This window comes from Novosphingobium humi, from assembly GCF_028607105.1.
Classification (GTDB): domain Bacteria; phylum Pseudomonadota; class Alphaproteobacteria; order Sphingomonadales; family Sphingomonadaceae; genus Novosphingobium; species Novosphingobium humi.
On record NZ_CP117418.1, the window covers coordinates 1,204,123 to 1,224,445 of the forward strand.

At 63.5% G+C, this 20,323-nt stretch carries 14 protein-coding genes; 3 read left to right on the top strand and 11 right to left on the bottom strand.

The window, feature by feature from the left end:
• The first annotated feature begins 67 nt into the window (after positions 1-67).
• Positions 68-943 carry an ADP-polyphosphate phosphotransferase gene (locus tag PQ457_RS21210; RefSeq protein WP_273619785.1) on the top strand — a complete coding sequence of 292 codons (876 nt, stop codon included), beginning with the start codon at positions 68-70 and terminating at the stop codon, positions 941-943.
• 24 nt (positions 944-967) lie between these two features.
• Here the strand turns inward: PQ457_RS21210 and PQ457_RS21215 are convergent, their stop codons facing one another.
• The 7 genes from PQ457_RS21215 to PQ457_RS21245 all read right to left on the bottom strand — a co-directional run bounded on the left by PQ457_RS21215 (position 968) and on the right by PQ457_RS21245 (position 10,399).
• On the bottom strand, positions 968-1,372 hold the full coding sequence (locus tag PQ457_RS21215) for a GlcG/HbpS family heme-binding protein (protein ID WP_273619786.1): 405 nt from the start codon (positions 1,370-1,372) through the stop codon (positions 968-970).
• 122 nt (positions 1,373-1,494) lie between these two features.
• Positions 1,495-4,230 (bottom strand): TonB-dependent receptor plug domain-containing protein, encoded by a 2,736-nt coding sequence (locus PQ457_RS21220; protein ID WP_273619787.1) that lies wholly within the window; start codon positions 4,228-4,230, stop codon positions 1,495-1,497.
• A 294-nt stretch (positions 4,231-4,524) separates the two neighbouring features.
• Positions 4,525-6,480: an alpha/beta hydrolase domain-containing protein gene (locus PQ457_RS21225; protein ID WP_273619788.1), complete on the bottom strand. Its 1,956-nt coding sequence runs from the start codon at positions 6,478-6,480 to the stop codon at positions 4,525-4,527.
• Between the two features lie 4 nt (positions 6,481-6,484).
• A complete protein-coding gene (locus PQ457_RS21230) occupies positions 6,485-6,799 on the bottom strand; it encodes an AtuA-related protein (RefSeq protein WP_273619789.1) in 315 nt (104 codons plus the stop codon).
• A 2-nt stretch (positions 6,800-6,801) separates the two neighbouring features.
• Positions 6,802-8,139 (bottom strand): acyclic terpene utilization AtuA family protein, encoded by a 1,338-nt coding sequence (locus tag PQ457_RS21235; RefSeq protein ID WP_273619790.1) that lies wholly within the window; start codon positions 8,137-8,139, stop codon positions 6,802-6,804.
• Positions 8,136-9,407, bottom strand: coding sequence for a CitMHS family transporter (locus PQ457_RS21240; protein WP_273619791.1), 1,272 nt, complete (start codon positions 9,405-9,407; stop codon positions 8,136-8,138). The genes PQ457_RS21235 and PQ457_RS21240 overlap by 4 nt, the downstream gene beginning before the upstream one ends.
• A 74-nt stretch (positions 9,408-9,481) precedes the next feature.
• Positions 9,482-10,399: a LysR family transcriptional regulator gene (locus PQ457_RS21245; protein ID WP_273619792.1), complete on the bottom strand. Its 918-nt coding sequence runs from the start codon at positions 10,397-10,399 to the stop codon at positions 9,482-9,484.
• 193 nt (positions 10,400-10,592) lie between these two features.
• On the opposite strand from PQ457_RS21245, the gene PQ457_RS21250 reads away from it, so the two are divergent.
• Positions 10,593-12,809 carry a TonB-dependent receptor gene (locus PQ457_RS21250; protein ID WP_273619793.1) on the top strand — a complete coding sequence of 739 codons (2,217 nt, stop codon included), beginning with the start codon at positions 10,593-10,595 and terminating at the stop codon, positions 12,807-12,809.
• A 49-nt stretch (positions 12,810-12,858) separates the two neighbouring features.
• On the opposite strand, the gene PQ457_RS21255 is transcribed toward PQ457_RS21250, so the two are convergent.
• Positions 12,859-13,275 carry a MarR family winged helix-turn-helix transcriptional regulator gene (locus PQ457_RS21255; protein WP_273619794.1) on the bottom strand — a complete coding sequence of 139 codons (417 nt, stop codon included), beginning with the start codon at positions 13,273-13,275 and terminating at the stop codon, positions 12,859-12,861.
• A 118-nt stretch (positions 13,276-13,393) separates the two neighbouring features.
• Between PQ457_RS21255 and PQ457_RS21260 the strand changes: the two genes are divergently transcribed.
• Complete coding sequence (locus PQ457_RS21260) at positions 13,394-15,163, top strand: tannase/feruloyl esterase family alpha/beta hydrolase (protein ID WP_273619795.1); 1,770 nt, start codon at positions 13,394-13,396, stop codon at positions 15,161-15,163.
• Here the strand turns inward: PQ457_RS21260 and PQ457_RS21265 are convergent.
• The 3 genes from PQ457_RS21265 to PQ457_RS21275 all read right to left on the bottom strand — a co-directional run bounded on the left by PQ457_RS21265 (position 15,150) and on the right by PQ457_RS21275 (position 20,307).
• Positions 15,150-16,235, bottom strand: coding sequence for a pectinesterase family protein (locus PQ457_RS21265; RefSeq protein WP_273619796.1), 1,086 nt, complete (start codon positions 16,233-16,235; stop codon positions 15,150-15,152). The genes PQ457_RS21260 and PQ457_RS21265 overlap by 14 nt on opposite strands.
• Before the next feature lie 11 nt (positions 16,236-16,246).
• Positions 16,247-17,185 (bottom strand): alpha/beta hydrolase, encoded by a 939-nt coding sequence (locus PQ457_RS21270; protein WP_273619797.1) that lies wholly within the window; start codon positions 17,183-17,185, stop codon positions 16,247-16,249.
• 128 nt (positions 17,186-17,313) lie between these two features.
• Positions 17,314-20,307: a TonB-dependent receptor gene (locus PQ457_RS21275; RefSeq protein WP_337958500.1), complete on the bottom strand. Its 2,994-nt coding sequence runs from the start codon at positions 20,305-20,307 to the stop codon at positions 17,314-17,316.
• Between the last annotated feature and the right edge of the window lie 16 nt (positions 20,308-20,323).

Here is a 20,323-nt window from a genome sequence, read left to right on the forward strand (position 1 = left end):
TGGCCCTTTCGCCGCGCGTCTTGCGGGCGCATAGAAGAAACCCTCGCAGCCCCGGAGAGTGGAAGCCATGGAAATCGCCCTGAAAACCTATCGCATCCCTGAGGGCAAGAGCCTCGATCTCAAAAAGCGCAAGACGAATGTCAGCCCGGTTTACGAATCCAAGACCGATTATGAAGCGATTCTGGCCGACCATGTCGCGCGTCTGGCCGATCTGCAGCAGCGCCACTATGCCGCCAATGCCCATGGCCTGCTGATCATCCTTCAGGCGATGGATGCGGCGGGCAAGGACGGGGTGATCCGCCATGTCATGGCCGGCGTAGGGCCGCAGGGCTGCGGGGTCTTTGCCTTCAAACGGCCCAGCGACACCGAACTGGAGCATGATTTTCTGTGGCGCGCGGTCGGCAAATTGCCTGGGCGCGGCGAAATCGCGATCTTCAACCGGTCGTATTACGAAAGCGTTCTGGTGGTGAAGGTCCACGCCAAAAGCCTGAAGGAGGAAATCGGCCCCGACGGCACGCCGGGCGCCCAGCTCTGGCAGGAGCGCTATCGCTCGATCCGCGATTTCGAGCGGCATTTGCATGTCAACGGCACGCGGATCGTCAAGATCTTCCTGCATGTTTCCAAGGAGGAGCAGCGCCAGCGCTTTCTGGCCCGCATCGATGAGCCGCACAAGAACTGGAAAATGACCCCGGCCGATATTGAGGAGCGCCAGTTCTGGAAAGACTATCGCCGCGCCTATGAGGCCTGCATCGAGGCGACCAGCACAAAGGAGGCGCCGTGGTATGTCGTGCCCGCCGATGACAAGGAAAACGCCCGGCTGATCGTCTCGCAGATCGTGCTGGATGCGCTCGACGGGCTGGGTCCGGAATATCCCGAAATTTCGCTGGAACAGCGCGGACAGTTGCAGGCCATCCGCGCGCAGTTGCTGGCCGAGGGGGAATAAATAGCCCCCCGGCCGGAGCAATCATCACAGGATCGCGGCAATACCGGCGCGCGCGATCTGGACGTCCTGTTCCGATTTCACGCCCGAGACGCCCACCGCGCCAACAAAATCGCCATTGACCACAATCGGTACGCCACCTTCGAGCATCGCCTGCAGGGCAGGCGCCGTCAGCATCGAAACGCGGCCGTTGAGGATCAGATCCTCGTAAACCTTGCTTTCGCGGCGGCCCAGAATCGAGGTCACCGCCTTGGCAGGCGCCATATGCGCGGTGCTGGCCGAGGCGCCGTCAAGGCGCAACTGGCCCAGCAGATGCCCGCCATCATCCACCACCGCAATCGACACCGCCCAGCCGTTGGCAAGAGCTTCGGCCTCGGCGGCGGCCAGGATCGCCTTGACATCGGCGGTTTCAAGAGTGTGCTTGGTCTTCATGGGGGGAGGTATCCGTTTCTGGTGTTGCAGCGGCGCGCTTAGCACAGCGCGCCCGATGCGCCAGAAATGAAAACGGGCGCAAGATACTCTCCCGCGCCCGTCCTCGCATTGCTCCGGAAGGATCAGAACTTGGCCCCGACCCTTGCATAGATCTGGCGCCCGAAGGGGTCCGAGATCGAGGGCAGATAGCCGTTGAACTTGGCAAAACCGGGGGCCGTGTCAAAGGCGTTGATCATACCCGCGGTAAAGCTGAAGCGGTCATCGGCGCCAAAGCTCTTGGTATATTGCACGTCGAACACCGAGAAGGCCTTGATCCGGTCGGTAGGCGCCGCGCCAAGGTTCAGCCCGTAATCGTCGAGCACGCCCGAAGTATAGCGCCATGTGATCGAGAGATCATGCGTGCCATAGGCGAAATCCGCGCCCGCCACGCTGCGCCAGCGGGGCGCGGCCGAGGCCGAACCGGGCGACTGGTTGAAGGCATTGCGATAGCCGATGCCGTCATAGACCACGCTGCCCGTGTCGATGTCATATTTGAGCAGATAGGTCACCGCATCGCGCAGCGTCACCTGCACTTTGCCCACATTGAACCCATATTGCGCGGCAACGTCGATGCCCGACGTCTTGGTGCCGCTGGTGGCGTTAAAGCTGGTGACGTTGATGGTCTGGGCCGAGCCCGTCGTCGTGTCGCGGATCACCGCGCTCGAGTTCGGATTGGCGCTGATCACCGCCTGCGCGCCCTGCGTCTGGATCTGGTTGTTATATTTGAACTGCCAGAAATCCACCGAAAGGCGCATCTTGGGCACCGGCAGGAAGGTCGCGCCAAAGTTGAACACGTCGGCCGTCTGGGGCTTCAGGTTCGGATTGCCATAGGTGGCAATGGTGCGGAAGGTGGTGGTGCCGTCCTTGGGATCGGTAATATTGCCCACGCCCGTGCTGATCAAAGCGTTCGAGCTGTTGGCAATCGCGGGGGCCTGAAACGCCCGGCTGAGCGAACCGCGCAGCGAGATCTGGGGCAGCACGCGCCAGTTGACCGCAACCTTGGGCGCGGTGGAGTTGAAGCCGCCGTAATCTTCGTAACGCGCCGCCGCATTGACGTTCAGCCCGTCGATGACCTCGTAATTGGCCTCGACAAAGGCGCTTTTGACATTGCGCGTATAGGAATAATTGCGGGCCGGGCCGATAAAGCCGCCAAAGCCCGAGAGCAGCAGATCCGAATAGATCCCGCGCGATTTCTCCTTGCGCGCCTGAACGCCGACGGCAACGTCAAGGCTGTGGCCGTTGATCGTCACCAGAGAGCCATTGGCGACAGCCTCGCCCACGAAATATTCGTTCTTGAAATCGGAAAATTCGTCGGTCTGCAGGTTGTAGAGCAGCGCGGGGTCCTGCTTGGCATTGTCGGCCTGGAACGGGCTGTACCAAAGGCAATTGCCCGCGCCCGCCACCGCGCCCGAACCGGCGCCATTGAAACGGATGTTGCAATTCGGCCCGCCATAACCGTTCAGCGCGGCCTGAAACAGGTTCATGTCGGTGTCTTTGTCGCGGGCGATCGTGTGGCTGCCCGAATAGGTGGCCGAGATCGCGTATTTCCAGTCGTTGAACAGCTTGCCCCGCGCACCCAGCACATAGTGCTGCTGGTTCACGGTGTCGCGCATCACGCGGTACTGATAGGTGCCGGCAAAACCCTGCGCGCCGATCGCGCGGCCAAGGAAGCCGATGGTCACGCCAAAGGGGTTATACGGATTGCTGGCGGGCATGAGCGGCGGCGTCGCGCCATTATGCGTCTGGGCATAGGAGGGCACGCCATAGCGGCTTGAATCCTGATGGTAATAGCTCAGCTCGGCATAGATCGTATGGCCGGGCGCGACCTCGAAGGTCGTGTCATTATGGATGTTCAGGCTCTTGGACTGGGGCCGGATCGGGTTTTGCGCCTGATAGGAATAGGCGCAATTGCCAAGGCCAAACGTCGCGCCCGCCGTGGGCAGATAGAGGCTCGACGTGCCCGACAGGCCGCAATTGGGGTCCACCACGGTCAGCATGCCATTGGCGGCCTTATTGGCGTCATACAGCGCGGTGTAATTGTTGCCGTTGATGATGACATTGCCGCCGGTGCTGGTCTGCGGGCGGCCATAAAGGACGAAGCGGCCCGGATAGCCGGTCGTCGAGGCGTTGAAGAAATTGGTGACGGCGCGGTCGCCGTTCTGCAGATTGTCCTGAAAGCGGTAGCTGGCCGAAAACACGCTGTGGATGCGGTCATTGCCAAGGCCGACCATCGCCTGAACGTTCCAGGCGGGCGACTTGTCCATGCTGATGAATTGGGCCGACATTTTGACGCCGGTAAACTTGGTGTTGGTGATCAGGTTGAACACGCCCGCCACCGCATCGGCGCCATAGGTGGACGAGGCGCCATCCAGCACCGTTTCCACCCGATTGACGGCAATATCAGGCGTCAGCGAGTTCAAGTTGACATAGCCGTCGCCCGCCTGCGGCGTCACGCGGCGGCCGTTGAGCAGCACCAGCGTCGCGCCCGAGCCCAGACCGCGCAAATTGGCCGAACGCGTGTCGCGCGTGTCGGCCCCGCCCTTTTGCAGATCCTGCATGCCGCCCGTACTGCCGACATTCTGCGGGATAAAGCGCGTGAGATCACCGATCGAGGCCACGCCGGTCTTTTCCAGCGCCTTGCTGTCCACCGACACGATGGGCGAGGCGCGGTCTTCCTGACGCACATTGCCAAGATACGAGCCGGTAACGATGATTTCCTGTGGCTTGGTTTCAGGCGCGGTCTGCGCCATCGCGGGGGCACCCGCCAAGGCAAGGCCTGACAGCCCGCCCATCAACAGCGCCCTTGTCGAAGAATTCATGATTTCGCCCTCCCTGCACACCGCGCCGAGAGGGGCGAGAATGCAATCGGGCACGGGCCAGCGCGCCGAAAAGCAGCGCGTTTCCCGTCCTTTTGACAGCCTCTTGGTCCCTGATCCCCTTCGGCGGGGTTGTCCAATTTCTGGGTTTGAACATGGCGAAATTGGTTCAAGAACGGAAATATAATATTCTGATTGATTGATGCGTCTGGGTTATCAAATAGGGTAAAACCCAAAGAAAAAGGCCACCGCGCAAGGTCTGCGCGATGGCCTCATCCATCCCATCCGGCAAAAGGCTCAGTCGGTCAGCACCTTGCTCGCCTCGGCCTGCGCGATCAGCTTTTGCGCATCGGCCTCCAGCAGCCACCCCGCCGCTTTCTGCCGTGCCACAGCCTTGCGCACCGCCTCCACAAAACCGGCGTGATCGTGATAACGCTCCTCGAGCGAAAGGCGCGGATCGTGCCTGGCCAGCCTTTCCGCCTTGGTCCGGGCAAAGGGGATAAAGCCCCCGGCAAAGCCGCAGCCCCCGCCCGCCTCATAACCGCCCGCCTTCACATTCCAGCCCAGATGGCTGCCCAGCGGCACCTGCACCGCCACCGCCGGAATGCCTGCGGTTTCATTGCCGTCGCCGTTCACCCGCGGCACCCGCTGCGGCAAAGCGCCCAGCACGCGCGGGGGCTGCTTGCCGATCACGCCGCTGGTGTCATGGGTTATATACCCCGGCCCGAAATCATAATTGAGCAGCGAGTTGAGCTTGCCATCGGGCACCGGCGCGCCCGGAATGGCCGGCCAGCCCATCGCCTTGGCCGTGGCCGCCACCAGATCGCCGCCTTTCATCGTGGGATAGCGGCTGGGCAAAGGCGCCTTGCCCTCGCGCACCCATGCCACCAGCATCATTTGGGCTGCGCGCAGGCTCTCCATCGAGGACACCGCATTGCCCGGCAGCGCGCATCCCTGCGGTGTGGGATCGCCGCCCACCGGGAAGCCCCCGCTCCACGATCCGCCATGGGTCGTGCTGGGGAAATAATAGCGGCGCACTTCGGGCGGCAGGGGCAGATCGGCCCGCCCATCCGTGCCGATCAGGCCGGGCGACATGCGCAGGCCCCAGAATTCAGCCGAACCGAAAGTCTCGATCACCTTGGGGCATGTGTCGCTGACATGGCAACGGTCGAGGAGGCTGGACACGCCCTGCCCGCGCGCGCGGTCATTATAGCGGGTCCACCACAGCGTCCCTTCGCTGCCCGGTTCAAACAGGCCCGCCGCCCCGCCCGGCACGCCAAAGCGCAGGTTGAGCGGCACCTGACGCGCGGCAATATTGGGGTTGACCCCGTCGAACACCCGCCGCCCGGCCTCATCGGCGTTAAAGCCCAGATGGACGAAGGTGCGCACATAATTGCCCGACTGCGAGGTGCCGCTGGCAATCGCATAGGCGATTCTGCCCGCCGGGTTGGGGTGGCCCGCATCGTCCCTTTCGGCATGGCGCAAGAACGCCACCAGATCGCGCGTGGCGGCAAAGCCAAGACCCAGCACCAGCGGGTCCTTGCCCTCATAGGCCAGCGTATAGGCGAATTTGGGATCGAAACCGCCGCGCAGGCAAATCCGCGCCGGGTCCGGCGTACCGGGGAAAGGCACCGTCCGGCAATCGGCAAAGGCCCAGTCCGACGGCTTGATGGTTTCCAGCGGCGCACTGTCGCCCTTCAGCCGCATCAGCCGCGCCTTGGTGGTATCCAATGACACCGGCAGCGGGCGCGGCGTGGGGCGGCCGATGCTGCCGGTGATCGGCAGGCTGGTGACGCCGGCCGGCATATCGACAAAACGCGCCAGCACCGGCCCGGTCAGCCCCCTGGCCACCGGCACGCGGATAGTCTGCAACCCGGCATCCTCGGGCAGATCGCCCTGCCAGCCCGACACCACGCGGACAAAGCCCATCGGATCGGGATCGCGCAGGATATTGCCGCGATTGGGCACATCATAAAACAGCGTATCGCTGCCCGCCAAAGGCCGGGTGATGGCGAAGGTGGCCGAATATTCGACCATGCCGCGCGCGTTGCGCGGGGCGGCGGCGATGTCGGTGATGATGGTGTTATGTGTGTCTTTGGGATCGACCTCGCCATAAAAGCGCCCGCTGATCGTTTCATAGCCCGGCTTGTCGGGGGCGGTCTTTTCCACCTCGATCCGCGTCAGGCGCGCATCAACGGAATGGGCCATCAACATCGTCGCGCCCAGCAGCGTGTAACGGAACAGCTTCATCATCGGATCACTCCGGCAAAAGGGGAAGATCGAGCAATTGCGCGCCCAGCGTCTTGCCATGCGCGTCAAGCGAAAGGGAACGGGTGACGCCGCCCTGCAGCGCCCCCTCCAGCACGAGATTGATCGCCCCCAGCGCGGGCAGTTCATAGCGCCGGATCAGGCGGGGCAAGAGGCCCGGCAAATGCGCCGCCACCCGTTCAGGCGTGACGGCGGCCAGCAAACGGTGATAATCCGCATCATTCAGGGCAAAGACGGCGATCTGCGAAATGTCGCCCTTGTCGCCCGTGCGCACATGGGCAATCTCGCGCAGGATTCCGGGCATAATCAGGCAATCTCCAGATGGACGCGCGGCTGGATCAAATCGCGCGCGATCAGCGTCGAGGCCACCGCCAGCACCTTGCGCACCGAGCGCGTGACCCCGCCCCCGCCCATCGGACCGTTGGTGTAAAGCGCCTCGACCTCGGCACCGATCATGGTTGCGCTTTGCGCGCAGGGCGTGCGCGCGGCGATGCGCACGCGCACTTCGGCCGGATCACCGCCATGGCCCCGCCGGTCCACCGCATCCACCCCGATCAGGTCGCAGCGCAATTCCTCCACCCGCGCGCCGATGATGCGCAGGCGTTCGCGGATGATCTCGATGGCCAGACGCCCGCGCGCCGTCGCCCCCGGCCCGGCATAGGAAATCTGGCCCTCGCCGGCATAACCGTCGTGATAGGCGATGGAGACTTTGAGCTTGTCAGGCGCGCGCGCACCCATGCCGCCCGACACGCGCACGCGGTCCTGCCCGGCCTGTTCGATCCGCACATGGCGGAAATCAGCGCTGACATCGGCCTGCAGATAGGCGGCGGGGTCGAGGATCTCATAGAGCAGTTGCTCCTTGACGGTCGCCGTATCGATCCGCCCGCCGCTGCCCGCCAGCTTGCCCAGAACGGCCACGCCATCGCGGCCCACATCGGCATAGGGAAAACCCAGGCGGGCCAGATCGGGCACATCCTTGACCCCCGGATCGGCAAAATAGCCGCCGCAGACCTGCCCCGCGCATTCCAGCAGATGGCCGATCACCGTGCCCTGCCCCATCATCGCGTGATCGTCGAAGGACCAGCCCAGCTCATGCGCCAGCGGCCCCAGAAACAGCGCCGGATCGCAGACCCGCCCGGTGATCACCGTATCGGCTCCTTGGCCAAGCGCCATGACGATGCCCTGCGCGCCCAGATAGGCATTGGCCGAGACGATGGCATCGCCAAGATCCCGGCTGGTGCCCGGCCGGTCGATCAGCGGATAATCGCCCGCCAGCACCAGATCGAGCACATCATCGCCCGTCACCGCCGCCGTGCGATAGCCGGGCAAGCCCAGTTCGCGGGCGATTTCGGTCACCTTGCGCGCCGCGCCCAATGTGTTGGCCGCGCCCATATTGGTCACGATCCGCACCCCGCGCGGCGCGGCCAGCGGTAGGGCGCGGCGCATCCGCGTCTCCAGCAGGGGATCGAAACCGGCCTGGGGGTCGGCGGCGCGGGCGGCCTGCGCCAGCCCGATGGTGCGTTCGGCAAGGCATTCAAAGGCAAGGTAGTCAAGGCCGCCATGCTCGATCAGGTCGAGCGCGGGTTCGATGCGATCCCCCGAAAATCCGGCGCCGGCGCCAATGCGCAAGGTCGAACGGGTCACAGGCTGAAAACTCCCAGAACAAGCGCGGCCGCCGTCATCACCAGCGAGGCGGCAAACAGCCATGGAATAGAAAAACGCTGATGCGCGGCCAACTCGACCCCCGACAGACCCGCAACAAGGAAAGTGGCGGGGGTCAGCGGGCTGACCGGAAAGCCGGTGGTCATCTGGCCCAAGAGCGAGGCTTGGGCCACCTGCACCGGGGGCAGGCCGAAATGCGCTGCGACCTCGGCCAGCACGGGCAGGACGCCGAAATAGAAACTGTCGGGATCGAAAATCAGGCTGAGCGGCATGGACAGCACGGCCACCACCGGGGGCAGATGCGGCCCCAGCGCGGCGGGCATATGGGCGGCTGCAGCGGTGGCCACGGCTTTGATCATCCCGCTTTCATTCATGATGCCGGTGAACACGCCCGCCGCCATCAGCACGCCCACCATTTGAAGGGCCGCGCCCGCATGGGATTCGATCCGCTCGCGCTGGATCGCGGGGGCGGGAAAGTTGAGCAGCAGCACCAGCGCCGTGCCGATCATGAAGACCACTACCGGCTCTACCTTGCCCGAAACCATGACGCCCACCGCGATCAGCGCCAGCAGGCAATTGAGCCAGAAGAAGCGCGGCAAAGGCGCCGGATCAACCGGGGCCGCCGCGCGCGCGGGCGTCAGGCCGAGGCGGCGCTCCTCGCGCAGGCCCAGCCACCATGCGACGGCAAAGACAAAGGCCAGGCCCACCAGTTGCACCCCGATCATCGGCGTGAAAATCGCACTCACCGGCAATTTCAGCGCCGATCCCGCGCGGATGGTCGGCCCGGTCCAGGGCAGGAAATTGACCCCCGCCGCCATCGAGGCGGTGCAGGCCAGCACCCGCCGGTCCATGCCCAATTCGTCATACAGCGGCCGCAGCGCCGGAATGGTGATGAGGAAACACACCGCCCCCGATCCATCCAGATGGATCACCAGCGCCAGCAGCGCCGTGCCCACGGTGATCCGCTTGGGGTCCTTGCCGACCGCACGCAGCACGCCCGAAACCAGAGGCCGCAACACGCCCGCATCGCCCAGCAGGCCGAAAAACAGGATGGCAAAGACGAACATGCCCGCCACCGGCGCGATCCGCGTGATGCCCGCAATCATATAGGCAGGCAAATGCGCCCCCGCGCCGATCGCCAGCGCGCCCAGCACCGGCGCCAGAATCAGCGCGACCAGCGGCGAGACGCGTTGCGACAGGATCGCGGCCAACAGGCCCAGAATGGTGGCCGCAGCCACGGTTTCAAGCATGATCCTCTTGCCCCAACAGTCTTTATGCCGCGCCACCATGCCGCAATTGTATTGATGCAACAATTCGACTTATTCTATCTTTCTATAACGCTATCGCATGGATCGCAGGCGGTCATCGCATCCAGAAAGGCCTGCGCCGCCGGAGACAGGGTGCGCCCGGCCATGCGCGAAACCCCGATCCGGCGCGAGGCCAGCGGGGGCTGCATCGCGCGCCATGCAATATCGGCATTGTTGGCAAGCAGGGGCAGCGTCGATTGCGGCAGCAGCGAAATGCCCAGCCCCGCCGCGATCAGCCCGCCAACCGTTGCCAGTTGCGAACATTCAAACAGCGCAGGCGTGACAATATCGGCGCGGGCAAAGGCGGCATCGGTCAGCATGCGCACGCTGCTGCGCGGCTCCATGCCGATGAAGGGCATGTCGCGGAACACCGACCATGGCGCGGGATCGGCAATCGCGCCCGCATCGCGCGCATGGCACACCAGAACGCAGGCGTCCTCCAGCATCGGCATGAAGTCGATCTCGGCCTGGGCGTTGGGCTCGATCGAGATGGCAAAGTCGATCATCCGGTCCTGAAGGCTCTGATACAGGCCCGAGGTCAGGTTCTCGCGCAGGATGATCTCGACATGGGGGTGGCTCTGGCGAAAACGCGCGATGACGCGGGGCAGGAGATTGGCCGCCACCGAGGGCAGGGCGCCCACCACCACGCGGCCTCTCTGCCCTTCAAAGGTCTGCTTCAATTCGCGGAACGCCTGATCGAAATCCCCGGTCAGGCGCTCAACCGTGGGCAAGAGCGCGGCCCCGGCGCTGGAGAGGCGGACATTGCGCGAGTTGCGGTCAAACAGGCGCACGCCCAGATCCTCCTCCAGCAGCTTGATAGTCCGGCTGAGCGCGGGCTGGGAAAGATTCGCCATGCGCGCGGTCTCGCTGAAGCTGAGCGAGCGGGCGACCTGGAGGAAGAGGCGGAGGCTGGACAGGCTGGGTGTGCGCGACATGGCGCATGGATTAGCCCGATCATGCCATTTTGCCAATCAATCCACCGGGCAGCCGCCAGCGACTGTGGCGCAAAAGGCACATCCCCACATCTATTATCGCGAGTGATACCATCGCACAGTTGCGGGAAAACTGTAATGTTATAGAACATAATTCATGAGGCGCCAAAGCGCGCCGGGATTCTGGAGAGGACATATGAAAATCAACCGCGTCGCCCCGTGGCTCGCCTCCGCTCTGCTGGCCACCACCTCGCTGGCCGCAACGCCCGCCTTTGCCGCAGACGCGCCTGCCGCCGCCGCCGAAAGCCCCGACAAGGACATCGTCGTCACCGCGCAGCGCCGCCGTGAAAATGTCCAGAACGTCAATATCGCCGTGACTGCGCTGTCGGGCGATGCGCTGGTGGACAAGAAGATCACCCGCGCGATCGACCTTCAGACCGCCGCGCCGGGCCTGACGATCTCGCGTTCGGGCGTGACCGATTCGTTCAACATTCGCGGCATCGGCCTGGCCTCAGGTTCGCCGCAGGTCACCAATGGCGTGGCCACCTATATCGACGGCGTGTTCCAGCCCCCCATCGTGTCGAACGGTCAGTTCTATGACATGGCCGGCGCCGAAGTGCTGCGCGGCCCGCAGGGCACGCTCTCGGGCGCCAACTCGACCGGCGGCGCGATCTATCTGACCACGCAGCGCCCCAAGCTGGGCGAAACCAGCGGTTATGTTTCGGGCAATTACGGCAATTACAACAATGTCGGCGTCAATGGCGCGATCAACCTGCCCTTCGGCGACAAGCTGGCCGTGCGCGCATCGGGCCTGTTCAACCAGCATGACGCATGGTTCAAGGATGTCGGCCCGGCGAACAACCAGCCCGAACGTCTGGCCGAAATCGATGGTCGCATTCAGGCGCTTTACAAGTCGGGCGGTTTTCAGGCCAATGTGAAGGTCGAGGCCACCCAGCGCAAGACCGGCGGCTTTGGCCTCCAGCCTATCAACGCCACCGTCAGCAACAACCCCGTTGTCGGCGGGCGCACCAACACCCCCTTCACCGTCAGCTTCAACACGCCGGTGTCGAACTTCGAGCGCGCCTTTGCCACCGTGCTGGAGATGAAATACGAGTTTGCCGGCGGCCTGACGCTGCGCTCGGTTTCGGCTTATCAGAACAAGCGTCTGGCCGCCGTCAGCGACACCGATGCCACCTCCTTGAGCCTGCTGGCAGGCGGCAACAATGTGCGTGAGCGCGTTTACAGCCAGGAAATCAACATCATCTCGCCCGATACGGGCAAGTTCAAATATGTGATCGGCGGCTATGCCCAGCGCAACAAGGTGGACCTGCGCAACTGGAACAGCAGCAATGGCAATTTCACCAGCCTGCCCCACCCCAACACCAGCAAGCTTCTGCTGGGCGTCTTCGGTCAGGCCACCTATCAGCTCAACGACAAGCTTTCGGTGGACGCGGGCCTGCGCTATTCGCGCTTTGAAGTGACCGGCTCGAACGCGGTTTACAGCGCCGCGCCCGGCTCCACGCTGGCCATGATCCTGGTCGATCCGCCGGTGGGCGCCACCATCCTTGCCCCCCAGACCGGCCATGAAAGCGACGGCCGCGCCACGGGCAAGATCGCGCTGAACTACAAGCCCGATGCCGACAATCTGATCTATGCCTTTGTTGCGCGCGGTTACAAGAACGGCGGCATCAACCCGCCCACCGGCACCTTTGCGCCCGAAACCGTGATGGATTATGAGGCGGGCTGGAAATCCACCCTCTTCAACCGTCATCTGCGCACCCAGATCGGCGCGTTCTATATGAAGTATAACAACTTCCAGATGGACGTGATCAATCCCGCATCGGGCCAGAACGGCGTGGTCAATCTGGCCAATTCGGAAATCAAGGGCTTTGAGGCCAGCTTCCAGGCCAAGTATAACGCGCTCTCGATCGACGGCGGCCTGTCCTATGTCGACAGCAGCCTTTCGGGCTTCAGCCTGATCAACAAGTGGCTGGTGCCTGCCGCCTCCAACGGCTTCCCCCAGTGCAACGGGAGCAATTCGGCGCGCTGCTTCGACTATTCCGGCACCAGCGTGACCACCAGCGGCGGTTCGAACCTGTATAGCCCGAAGTGGACGTGGAACCTTGCCGCCTCGTACCGCATCGAACTGCCCGAGGGCGTGTCGGTCACGCCGCGCGTGGGCTATGCCTATATCGGTTCGCAATGGGCCTATCCCACCTATCAGGCCAGCACGGACCTGATCAACGCACGCGGCCTGTGGCAGGGCAGCATCACGATCGACAAGGGCACCTGGAAGGGTGAGGTCTATGGCACCAATCTGGCCAACAAGTTCTATGTGGCCGGGCAAAGCGGCCGCAACGAACTCTATGGTGCGCCGCGCGAATATGGCGTGCGCGTGACCAAGAAGTTCTGATCCGAACCGGCCCCCGGCAGGTCATGCGCCTGTCGGGGGTCGCGCCGATCTATTCCGACCACCAGAGGGCGCGCAGCAAAGGCACCAGTTCATCGCGCAGATGTTCTGGCACCGCCTCATAGATGCGCGCCTCCTGCGCCTCGAATTCCGCCATGATCCGCTCCATCAGCGCCTTGCCGCTCTCGCTCAGGTTCAGGCATTGGATGCGCCCCTGACCCTTGGTGCTGACGATCAGGTCGCGGTTGATGAAGCGGCGGATGATCGGGTTGAGATTGGGCCGCTTGATCGAGAGCATCCGCCCGCATTCGGCCTGAGAAATTCCAGGATTGCGGCCGACCAGCACGAGGATCGACCCTTCCGACACGCCCACACCCAAAGGTTCGAGATGCTGCGCGAGCTGGGCCATCCGGCTTTTGGAGGCGCGGCGCAGCAGATAGCCGGGAAAATTGCTTAAAGGATTGTCCATCAGGCCCCCAATGGCGCCTTTCGAGGCGCTTCTGTGCCATGCGATACAAAACCGCGCTGGTGCCTGCCATGTTATTCTGCATAATTCACCCAACGCAACGCATAAGAGAGGATCGGCCATGAATTTGCCCACCACCCACCATGCCCTCGCGCTGGGCATTCTGTTTGCGGCAAGCAGCGGCACGGCCCATGCGGCCGACCATGCCGTCAACCACGCGGCCCCCGATTGCGCGGCGATGGCCAAGGCGGCCATGCCCGACCGTTCGACCCTGATCACCCTGGCCGCCCTGCGCGAGGCAAGCCCGGCCGAGGCACGCGGCAATGGGCCAATGCCGCCCGCGCCCGCCATGCCCGCGCATTGCGAGATCATCGGCAAGATGCAGGAACGGCAGGGCGCCAATGGGCAGACCTATGCGATCAAATTCCACCTGCGCCTGCCCACGGAATGGAACGGGCGCTTCGTGTTTCAGGGCGGCGGCGGATCGGACGGCATGCTGGGCGATGCCAATGGCGGCTTTTCCAGCCAGCCCGGCGTGACGGCGCTGGCCAAGGGCTATGCGGTGGTGTCTTCGGATTCGGGCCATGACAATGCGGTGAACAATGATCCCGCGCGGCAAGGCGTGGTGACTTTCGGCCATGACGCCATCGCCCGCCACAATTACGGCTTTGGCTATATCGGCCCGGTGGCCCGCGCGGGCAAGGCGCTGATCCGCGCCTACTATGGCCGGGCGGCGGCCTATACCTATTTCGTCGGCGGGTCCAAAGGCGGACAGGAAGCGATGATGGCGGTCCAGCGCTTTCCGGGCGAATTTGACGCCGCGCTGATCGGCTATCCCGGCTTCCATCTGGCCCATGCCTCGATCGCGCAATTGTGGGATGGGCAGGCGTTTGGCGCGGTGGCCAAGGCCATGCGCCAGATCGGCGCGGATGGCCTGCCGCTGGTCAACAAGGCGATGAGCGACGAGGACATCCTGTTGGCGCAGGGCGCGATTCTGGCCGCCTGTGACGCGCTGGACGGCACGAAAGACGGGATGATCGAGCATTTCACCGCCTGCACCACCGAGCGCGTGATGCCTGAAATGATGAAAATTGCCTGCAAGAGCGACAATATGGCCGACAAGACCGCCGCCTGCCTCTTGCCGATGCAGATTGCCGCGATGCGCAAGGTCATGGGGGGGCCACTGACCAAGGATGGCAAGGCGATCTATTCCGATTGGGCATGGGACGCCGGGATCGGCGCCAAAACCGCGCATGGCGTGACGCAGGGCTGGCGGATCTGGAAGATGGGCGGCTATGCCTCGGATGTGAACAATGGCGCGCTTTTGCGCCTTGGCGCGCCGTCCAATTCGGCGGTGTTCCGCTCGCCGCCACTGGATGTGGCCGATGATGTCACCTCGCTCACGCGCTATGCACTGGGCGCCAATATCGACGAGGCCTATGCCGCCGCCCATGTCAAATGGGGCGCGTTGAAGGAATCCCCTGTCGATTTCATGCATGCCGACGCCACCGACCTTTCGCCCTTCACCCGGCGCGGGGGCAAGATCATCATGTTCCACGGGGTCGGCGATCCGGTGTTCTCGGTGCTCGACACGCTGCGCTGGCTCGATGCGGTGAACAAGCGCGAGAAGGGCAAAGCGGGCCGCTTTGTGCAATTCTATGCCGTGCCGGGCATGAACCATGGGCGCGGCGGGCCGGCAACGGATCGCTTCGACATCTTTTCGCAATTGGTGGCATGGCGCGAAAAGGGGGTGAAGCCCGGCGCGATCACCGCCACGGCCGGGGCCGACACGCCTTGGCCGGGCCGGACACGCCTGCTCTGCCCCTTCCCCGCCCGGCCTCATCGCACGGGCGAGGACATCGAGAAGGCCAGTTCCTTCACCTGTCAGTAAGCGTCCAGCCGGACAGGAATTGCGAGCGGATCTTGGCATAGGTCCGCTCCTCTTTCCACGCTATGGCCACGCCCTTGCCGGAGGCGCCGGGGCCGCGCGAACCCACCTCGCCAAAGCGCGAATCCTGCGGGCGGAACACCGTGGCCATGGTGCCGTCGCGCGATGTGCCGTTCATGGTGGCCCAGCGGTCGGGATGGATGTGGCGGTCCATCGTGCAGTCGATATAGAGCGCCATGCCCACCGCCGAGGGATCGGCATAGCGCCCATCGGCAAAGCGCGTGGTGGGATGCCACGGGCGGCCCAGCCCTACCGCGCCATCGGGCACGCCCGCCTCGCGCGTCAGGCGCGAGGCATAGAACACAATCCCGGTCGGCTGCGACAAAGGCGTCGAGGGCGCGGCAACAAAGGATTGGAAGCCATCCGGTCCGGGCGGCTGGGCGCGCGGGCGGCTGCGGATCTCGCTGTGTTCGATCAGCAATTGGCCATTGCCGAAGATGAAGTCGATATTGCCCGCGATCAGACTGTTTTGCACCAGAGCCCGCCCGCCATTGGTGAAAACCGTGTCCTGATAGCCCAGCATGGCCACGCCGCGCATCAGCACCCGGTCGGCGTGAATGTCGAACAGCACGGCGGCCGCTTGCGGATTGCCGATGCGCGCCGGGTCGCCATTGGCCAGACGGTCATTGGCCAGATAGTCATAGGTATTTTCAATGGTCAGGCCCTCCACCGTCACCTCGTCGGCATCGATGGTCAGCGTGGCCGAACCGGGCGTGCCCCAGCCGTTGCGGTGATAGTCCTTGGCCGTTTGCGCCACCGCGCCGAAATGGATGCGGCTTTTCTCACGCCCCGCCCCGATCAGGCGCAGACGCGGGCGGGCGATCACCGGCTTTTCATGATAGTCGCCCGGCGCCACGCGGATGGTGATCCAGCGCTCGCTCTTGTCGCGCGCGGCGGCGTCCAGCGCGGATTGAATGCGCGTGTAGCAGGGCGCGGGGGTCGCGCCGCATGTGGGGCGCACGTCATAATGCGTGGACGTGGCAAGAGCGGCGGCGAGCAGAAGCGGTGCAAGCATCGACGGGTCTTTCAGCGTTGGGGCAGAGATTGCAGGAAAGCGGCGATTTGGTCGGCCGTGGTGGTGAGAAAGGGATCGAAGAACCAGATATCATGCGGCGCCTTGGGGAAGGCATACCAGCGCGCAGGCGTGCCGTTTCGCGCAAGATCAGCCAGCACCTTGTCCTTGCCTGCGATAAAGCGCGGGTTGCCGCTGCTGATGATCAGCGTGGGCGGCGATTGCGGGCCGACATGGGATGCCGCGCTCGCCTCGCGCCAGCGGTCGGGGGCCTGTTCATAGGATCCGCCCAGCCATTTGGCGGCAGGAGACGCGGCCCCGGCGGCATTTTCATATTTCAGCGCCTCGGGCGTGGTGAAATCCAGCACGCCGTCCATGTCGATCAAAGCGTAAGGGTGCCCCCCCGCCCCGAACATCCCATCGCCATAGGCTACCAGCGAGGCCAGTTGCCCGCCCGATGATGCCCCGCCCAGCGCGATGCGGTCCGACCGGACGCCATAATCCTTGGCATGAGACTGCGCCCAGACCATGGCATCGTGAATATCCTGCGCGCCCGCCGGATAGGGCGCTTCGGGCGAGAGGCGGTATTGCGGAATGAACACGGTGTAGCCGCGTTGGGCCAACAGATTGGCGATGGGGTGGAAATGGCTGGGCGCGCCCGAACGCCATGCGCCACCGTGAACCAGCACGATGCCCACCTCGCGCGAACGCGCCTTGGCCGGGCGGAAAATGTCGATCAGCAGATCGCGCTCACCCATCGTCTTGTAAACCCGGTCGGGCAGGATCTGCTGCCCGGTCTGCGGGTGGATCGCGGGCCATGTGATGCCGGGATATTGCGCGCCATATTGGGCAAAGCGGCGCGCGATGCTGTAACTTTCGTCCACCTCATGGGCGTGAACCGGGGCGCAGACGGCGGAAAAGACCAGAAAAAGGAAACCGGTGTCAAAGCGCAAGAGATGTCTCCTGAGGCCCGGATGAAGGCGGGGGCCGCCGACGCAACGCGCGCCGGCGGCCCCCTTTCATGCCCGGATGTGGGAGTATTTGGGAGTCACATCCAGACACAATTTTGCAAGACCAAGGATCAGAACTGATAACGGGCGCCCACAAACCACTGCGCGCCGGTCTTGGTGTATTCGCGGGGCAGAATCTGCGTCCCATCGCCGGTGTCATAGATCCGCTCCTTCTCATTGGTGATGTTGATGCCCTGGATATTCAGGCTCAAACGCTTGGTCAGGTTGTAATAGGCCGAGAAGTCCACCTGCGTCGGACCATATTTGCGCTCCTGCACATTGCCGTTCCCGGCAGGCTGGCTGAGCAGGTAATCGTCGCGCTTGTTGATCGACACGCGCACGCCAAGTTTACCGGTGTCATAATAGCCGGTGAAATTGTACGAATTGGGCGAAAGGCCGGTCGAATCCCGCGCCGATACATAGGTATAGTTCGAGGCGATACCGAAATAGGACATCCATCCCTTAAGGAATGTGAAAGGCACGTTGAGCGTGGCCTCCAGCCCCTTGACGCTGTTGCCGCCCGGTGCGTTGATGGCGGTGGCAAAGGTATAGGGCACCTTGGCCGGATCGGCCTGATAGGACGGGCTGTAGCGCGGATCGGCATAGATCGCGGCCCAGAATTCCTGCGGCACCATCTTGGACACCACCGAATTGGTGAGCGAGGTGACAATATCCTTCTTGAATACGCCCAGCGCGACCAGGCCGCCCTTGCCGAAGTAATATTCGACATTGAGGTCGAAATCGTTCGACTGATAGGGTTTGAGATCCGGATTGCCCAGATTGCCCACCGTGCGCGTGGTATATTCAAACACCGGGCTGGAAATCGTCAGCGAGGACAGACCCGGCCGCGTCATCGAACGCGCATAGGAAAAACGCGCCAGCAAGTCGGGGGTGATATTGAGCACCAGATTGGCCGCGGGCAGGAAATTGCCATAGGAGCGCTCGACCTGAACCGGGGCGCCCGAAATGATCGCCCGCGAAATCAGGTTGGTGCGCACATAACGCGCACCCGCATTGGCCCGCAGGGTCATGCCGCCGATATCAAATTCGCCATTGACCTCGCCATAGCCGCCCATGGTCTTTTCGATGACGGTCCAGTCGGCCGATGAATTGTCGACATAGTTTGGCGAAATCAGCCCGGACCGGGCAATCGCATCAAAGTTCATCACCGCAAAAGTGGGCAGGCCGCCCGCCACCACGCCATCACCAAAATGCGGGATCGGAAAAGCCTGCATATAGGAGGACGGCGCAAAGCTGGGCAGATCACCCTGCGCCTCGCCATAGCGCACCATGCGACGGTTAAAGACTGCGCCGATCTTGGCGTTGAACTTGTTGTCGGTATAGGTCAGGTTGGCCTTGGCGGTGAAATTGTCCTTCACCACATTGTTGAGCCGGTTCGCCGCCGTCAACGCATTGATATAATTGGCGGTGTTGTTGGGGTCATAGCTGCCGTAGGAAACCTTGGCGACATTGGGATTGGCGGTGAAGTCATAGGAATAGAAATGCGGGCTGGAGCGGGCATAGAAGCGCAACTCGCTGCGATCCGCCGCATCGCGCGCCGTGCCCGCCATCGCGTCAAACTTCAGCTTGTCGGAAAAGCGATAGTCGCCCGAGAGCACATATTGCTGGAATTTCGACAGCGAGGTCTGATGGCGGCTTTCATACCATGAGGTCACATCGTTGAACGAGGCGGCAATCAACTGCTTGCCATCGGGCGCCACGGTAAAGGACAGCGGCGTCTGGCCCACGAAATTGCCCGCAGGACCATGGGTCAGCAGCCATTCCATCGAGTTGTAGCTGTAGCGGTCATTGTCGAGCTGCGAATAGAGCACGTCAAAGCTGATCAGCATCCGGTCGGTCGGCTTGAATTGCAGCGATCCTGTCACGCCCAGACGCTTCTGGTCATTGCCGAAGAAATCGGCGCGCGGCAGACGCGGCGCCCAAAGGCAATCGGTCGCCTTGGCCGCGCCGCAGGGGGCGGGCGTGCCGGTCACGGTCGGGTTGCTGTTGGCCCAACTGTCGCCGTTGATATAGGGCGACGTCCAGAGCACGCTGGAATAGCCTTCCTGATAGACGGTGCGCCTGGAATAGGCGGCCGACACCAGCACCCCGATCCGGTCATCGGCAAAGGTGTCCGACACCATCATCGTCAGACGCGGATCAACCTTGCGGGTCATCGAATTATAGCCGCCCTGACCGCTGGCGACAAAGTGAAAGCCCTTGAAATCGAAAGGCTTGGCCGAATAAAGATCGACCGTGCCGGCAATCCCGCCCTCCTCGATCGAGGCGCGCTGGGTCTTGTTCACATCGATGCGGTTGAAGAGTTCGGAGGCAAAGACGTGGAAGTCAAAGGCGCGCCCGGCATTCAGCGTAAAGCCGCCCGAATCCAGCCCGTCCGAACTGGCCGGAACCTCCATGCCGTTGAGCGTCGTGCGCGTGAAATCGGGCGAGAAACCGCGCAGGGTGATGTTGCGCCCCTCGCCGCCCTCGCGGGTGATGGCCACGCCGGGCAGGCGCTGGATCGATTCCGACAGGTTGAGGTCGGGCATCTTGGCCATATCCTCGGCCACAATGCTCTCGGTCAGGTTCACCGCCGAGCGCTTGATATCCTGCGCCTTCATCAGCGTGCGGCGAAAGCCCTTGACGATAATGTCGGCGGCAGGCGCCTCATCGGGCGCGGACAGCGCCTCGGCGGGCATGGACGGCGCATCGGTCATGGCGGCGCGCTCGCCCGTGATCAGCGCCGGGCCGGGGCGCACCGATACCGCATGCACCGGCTGCAGCGCGGGTGCTGACGCACGCATGGTGATCGCGTAGGAATGCGGCCCGATCTGCTGGGCCACCAATCCGGTGCCCGCCAGCATCCGGCCCAGCGCCTCGTCCACCGTCATATCGCCGCGCACGGCATTGGTGCGCACGCTTTGCGTGAATTTGCGCGGAGCAATGATCTGGACATCCCCCTGATGGCCCAGCGCTCCGATGGCCGTCGTGGCCGATTGCGCCTCGATGGCGAACTGGCGCGTCTGGCCTGCGGCATGGGCCGGCATCGCAGCCAGAACAACCATAGCGCTCGACGCAAGA

Coding starts and splice junctions, on each gene's coding strand:
- PQ457_RS21210 (WP_273619785.1), top strand. CDS start 68: ATGGAAATCGCCCTGAAAACCTATCGCATCCCTGAGGGCAAGAGCCTC.
- PQ457_RS21215 (WP_273619786.1), bottom strand. CDS start 1,372: ATGAAGACCAAGCACACTCTTGAAACCGCCGATGTCAAGGCGATCCTG.
- PQ457_RS21220 (WP_273619787.1), bottom strand. CDS start 4,230: ATGAATTCTTCGACAAGGGCGCTGTTGATGGGCGGGCTGTCAGGCCTT.
- PQ457_RS21225 (WP_273619788.1), bottom strand. CDS start 6,480: ATGATGAAGCTGTTCCGTTACACGCTGCTGGGCGCGACGATGTTGATG.
- PQ457_RS21230 (WP_273619789.1), bottom strand. CDS start 6,799: ATGCCCGGAATCCTGCGCGAGATTGCCCATGTGCGCACGGGCGACAAG.
- PQ457_RS21240 (WP_273619791.1), bottom strand. CDS start 9,407: ATGCTTGAAACCGTGGCTGCGGCCACCATTCTGGGCCTGTTGGCCGCG.
- PQ457_RS21245 (WP_273619792.1), bottom strand. CDS start 10,399: ATGTCGCGCACACCCAGCCTGTCCAGCCTCCGCCTCTTCCTCCAGGTC.
- PQ457_RS21250 (WP_273619793.1), top strand. CDS start 10,593: ATGAAAATCAACCGCGTCGCCCCGTGGCTCGCCTCCGCTCTGCTGGCC.
- PQ457_RS21255 (WP_273619794.1), bottom strand. CDS start 13,275: ATGGACAATCCTTTAAGCAATTTTCCCGGCTATCTGCTGCGCCGCGCC.
- PQ457_RS21260 (WP_273619795.1), top strand. CDS start 13,394: ATGAATTTGCCCACCACCCACCATGCCCTCGCGCTGGGCATTCTGTTT.
- PQ457_RS21265 (WP_273619796.1), bottom strand. CDS start 16,235: ATGCTTGCACCGCTTCTGCTCGCCGCCGCTCTTGCCACGTCCACGCAT.
- PQ457_RS21275 (WP_337958500.1), bottom strand. CDS start 20,307: ATGGTTGTTCTGGCTGCGATGCCGGCCCATGCCGCAGGCCAGACGCGC.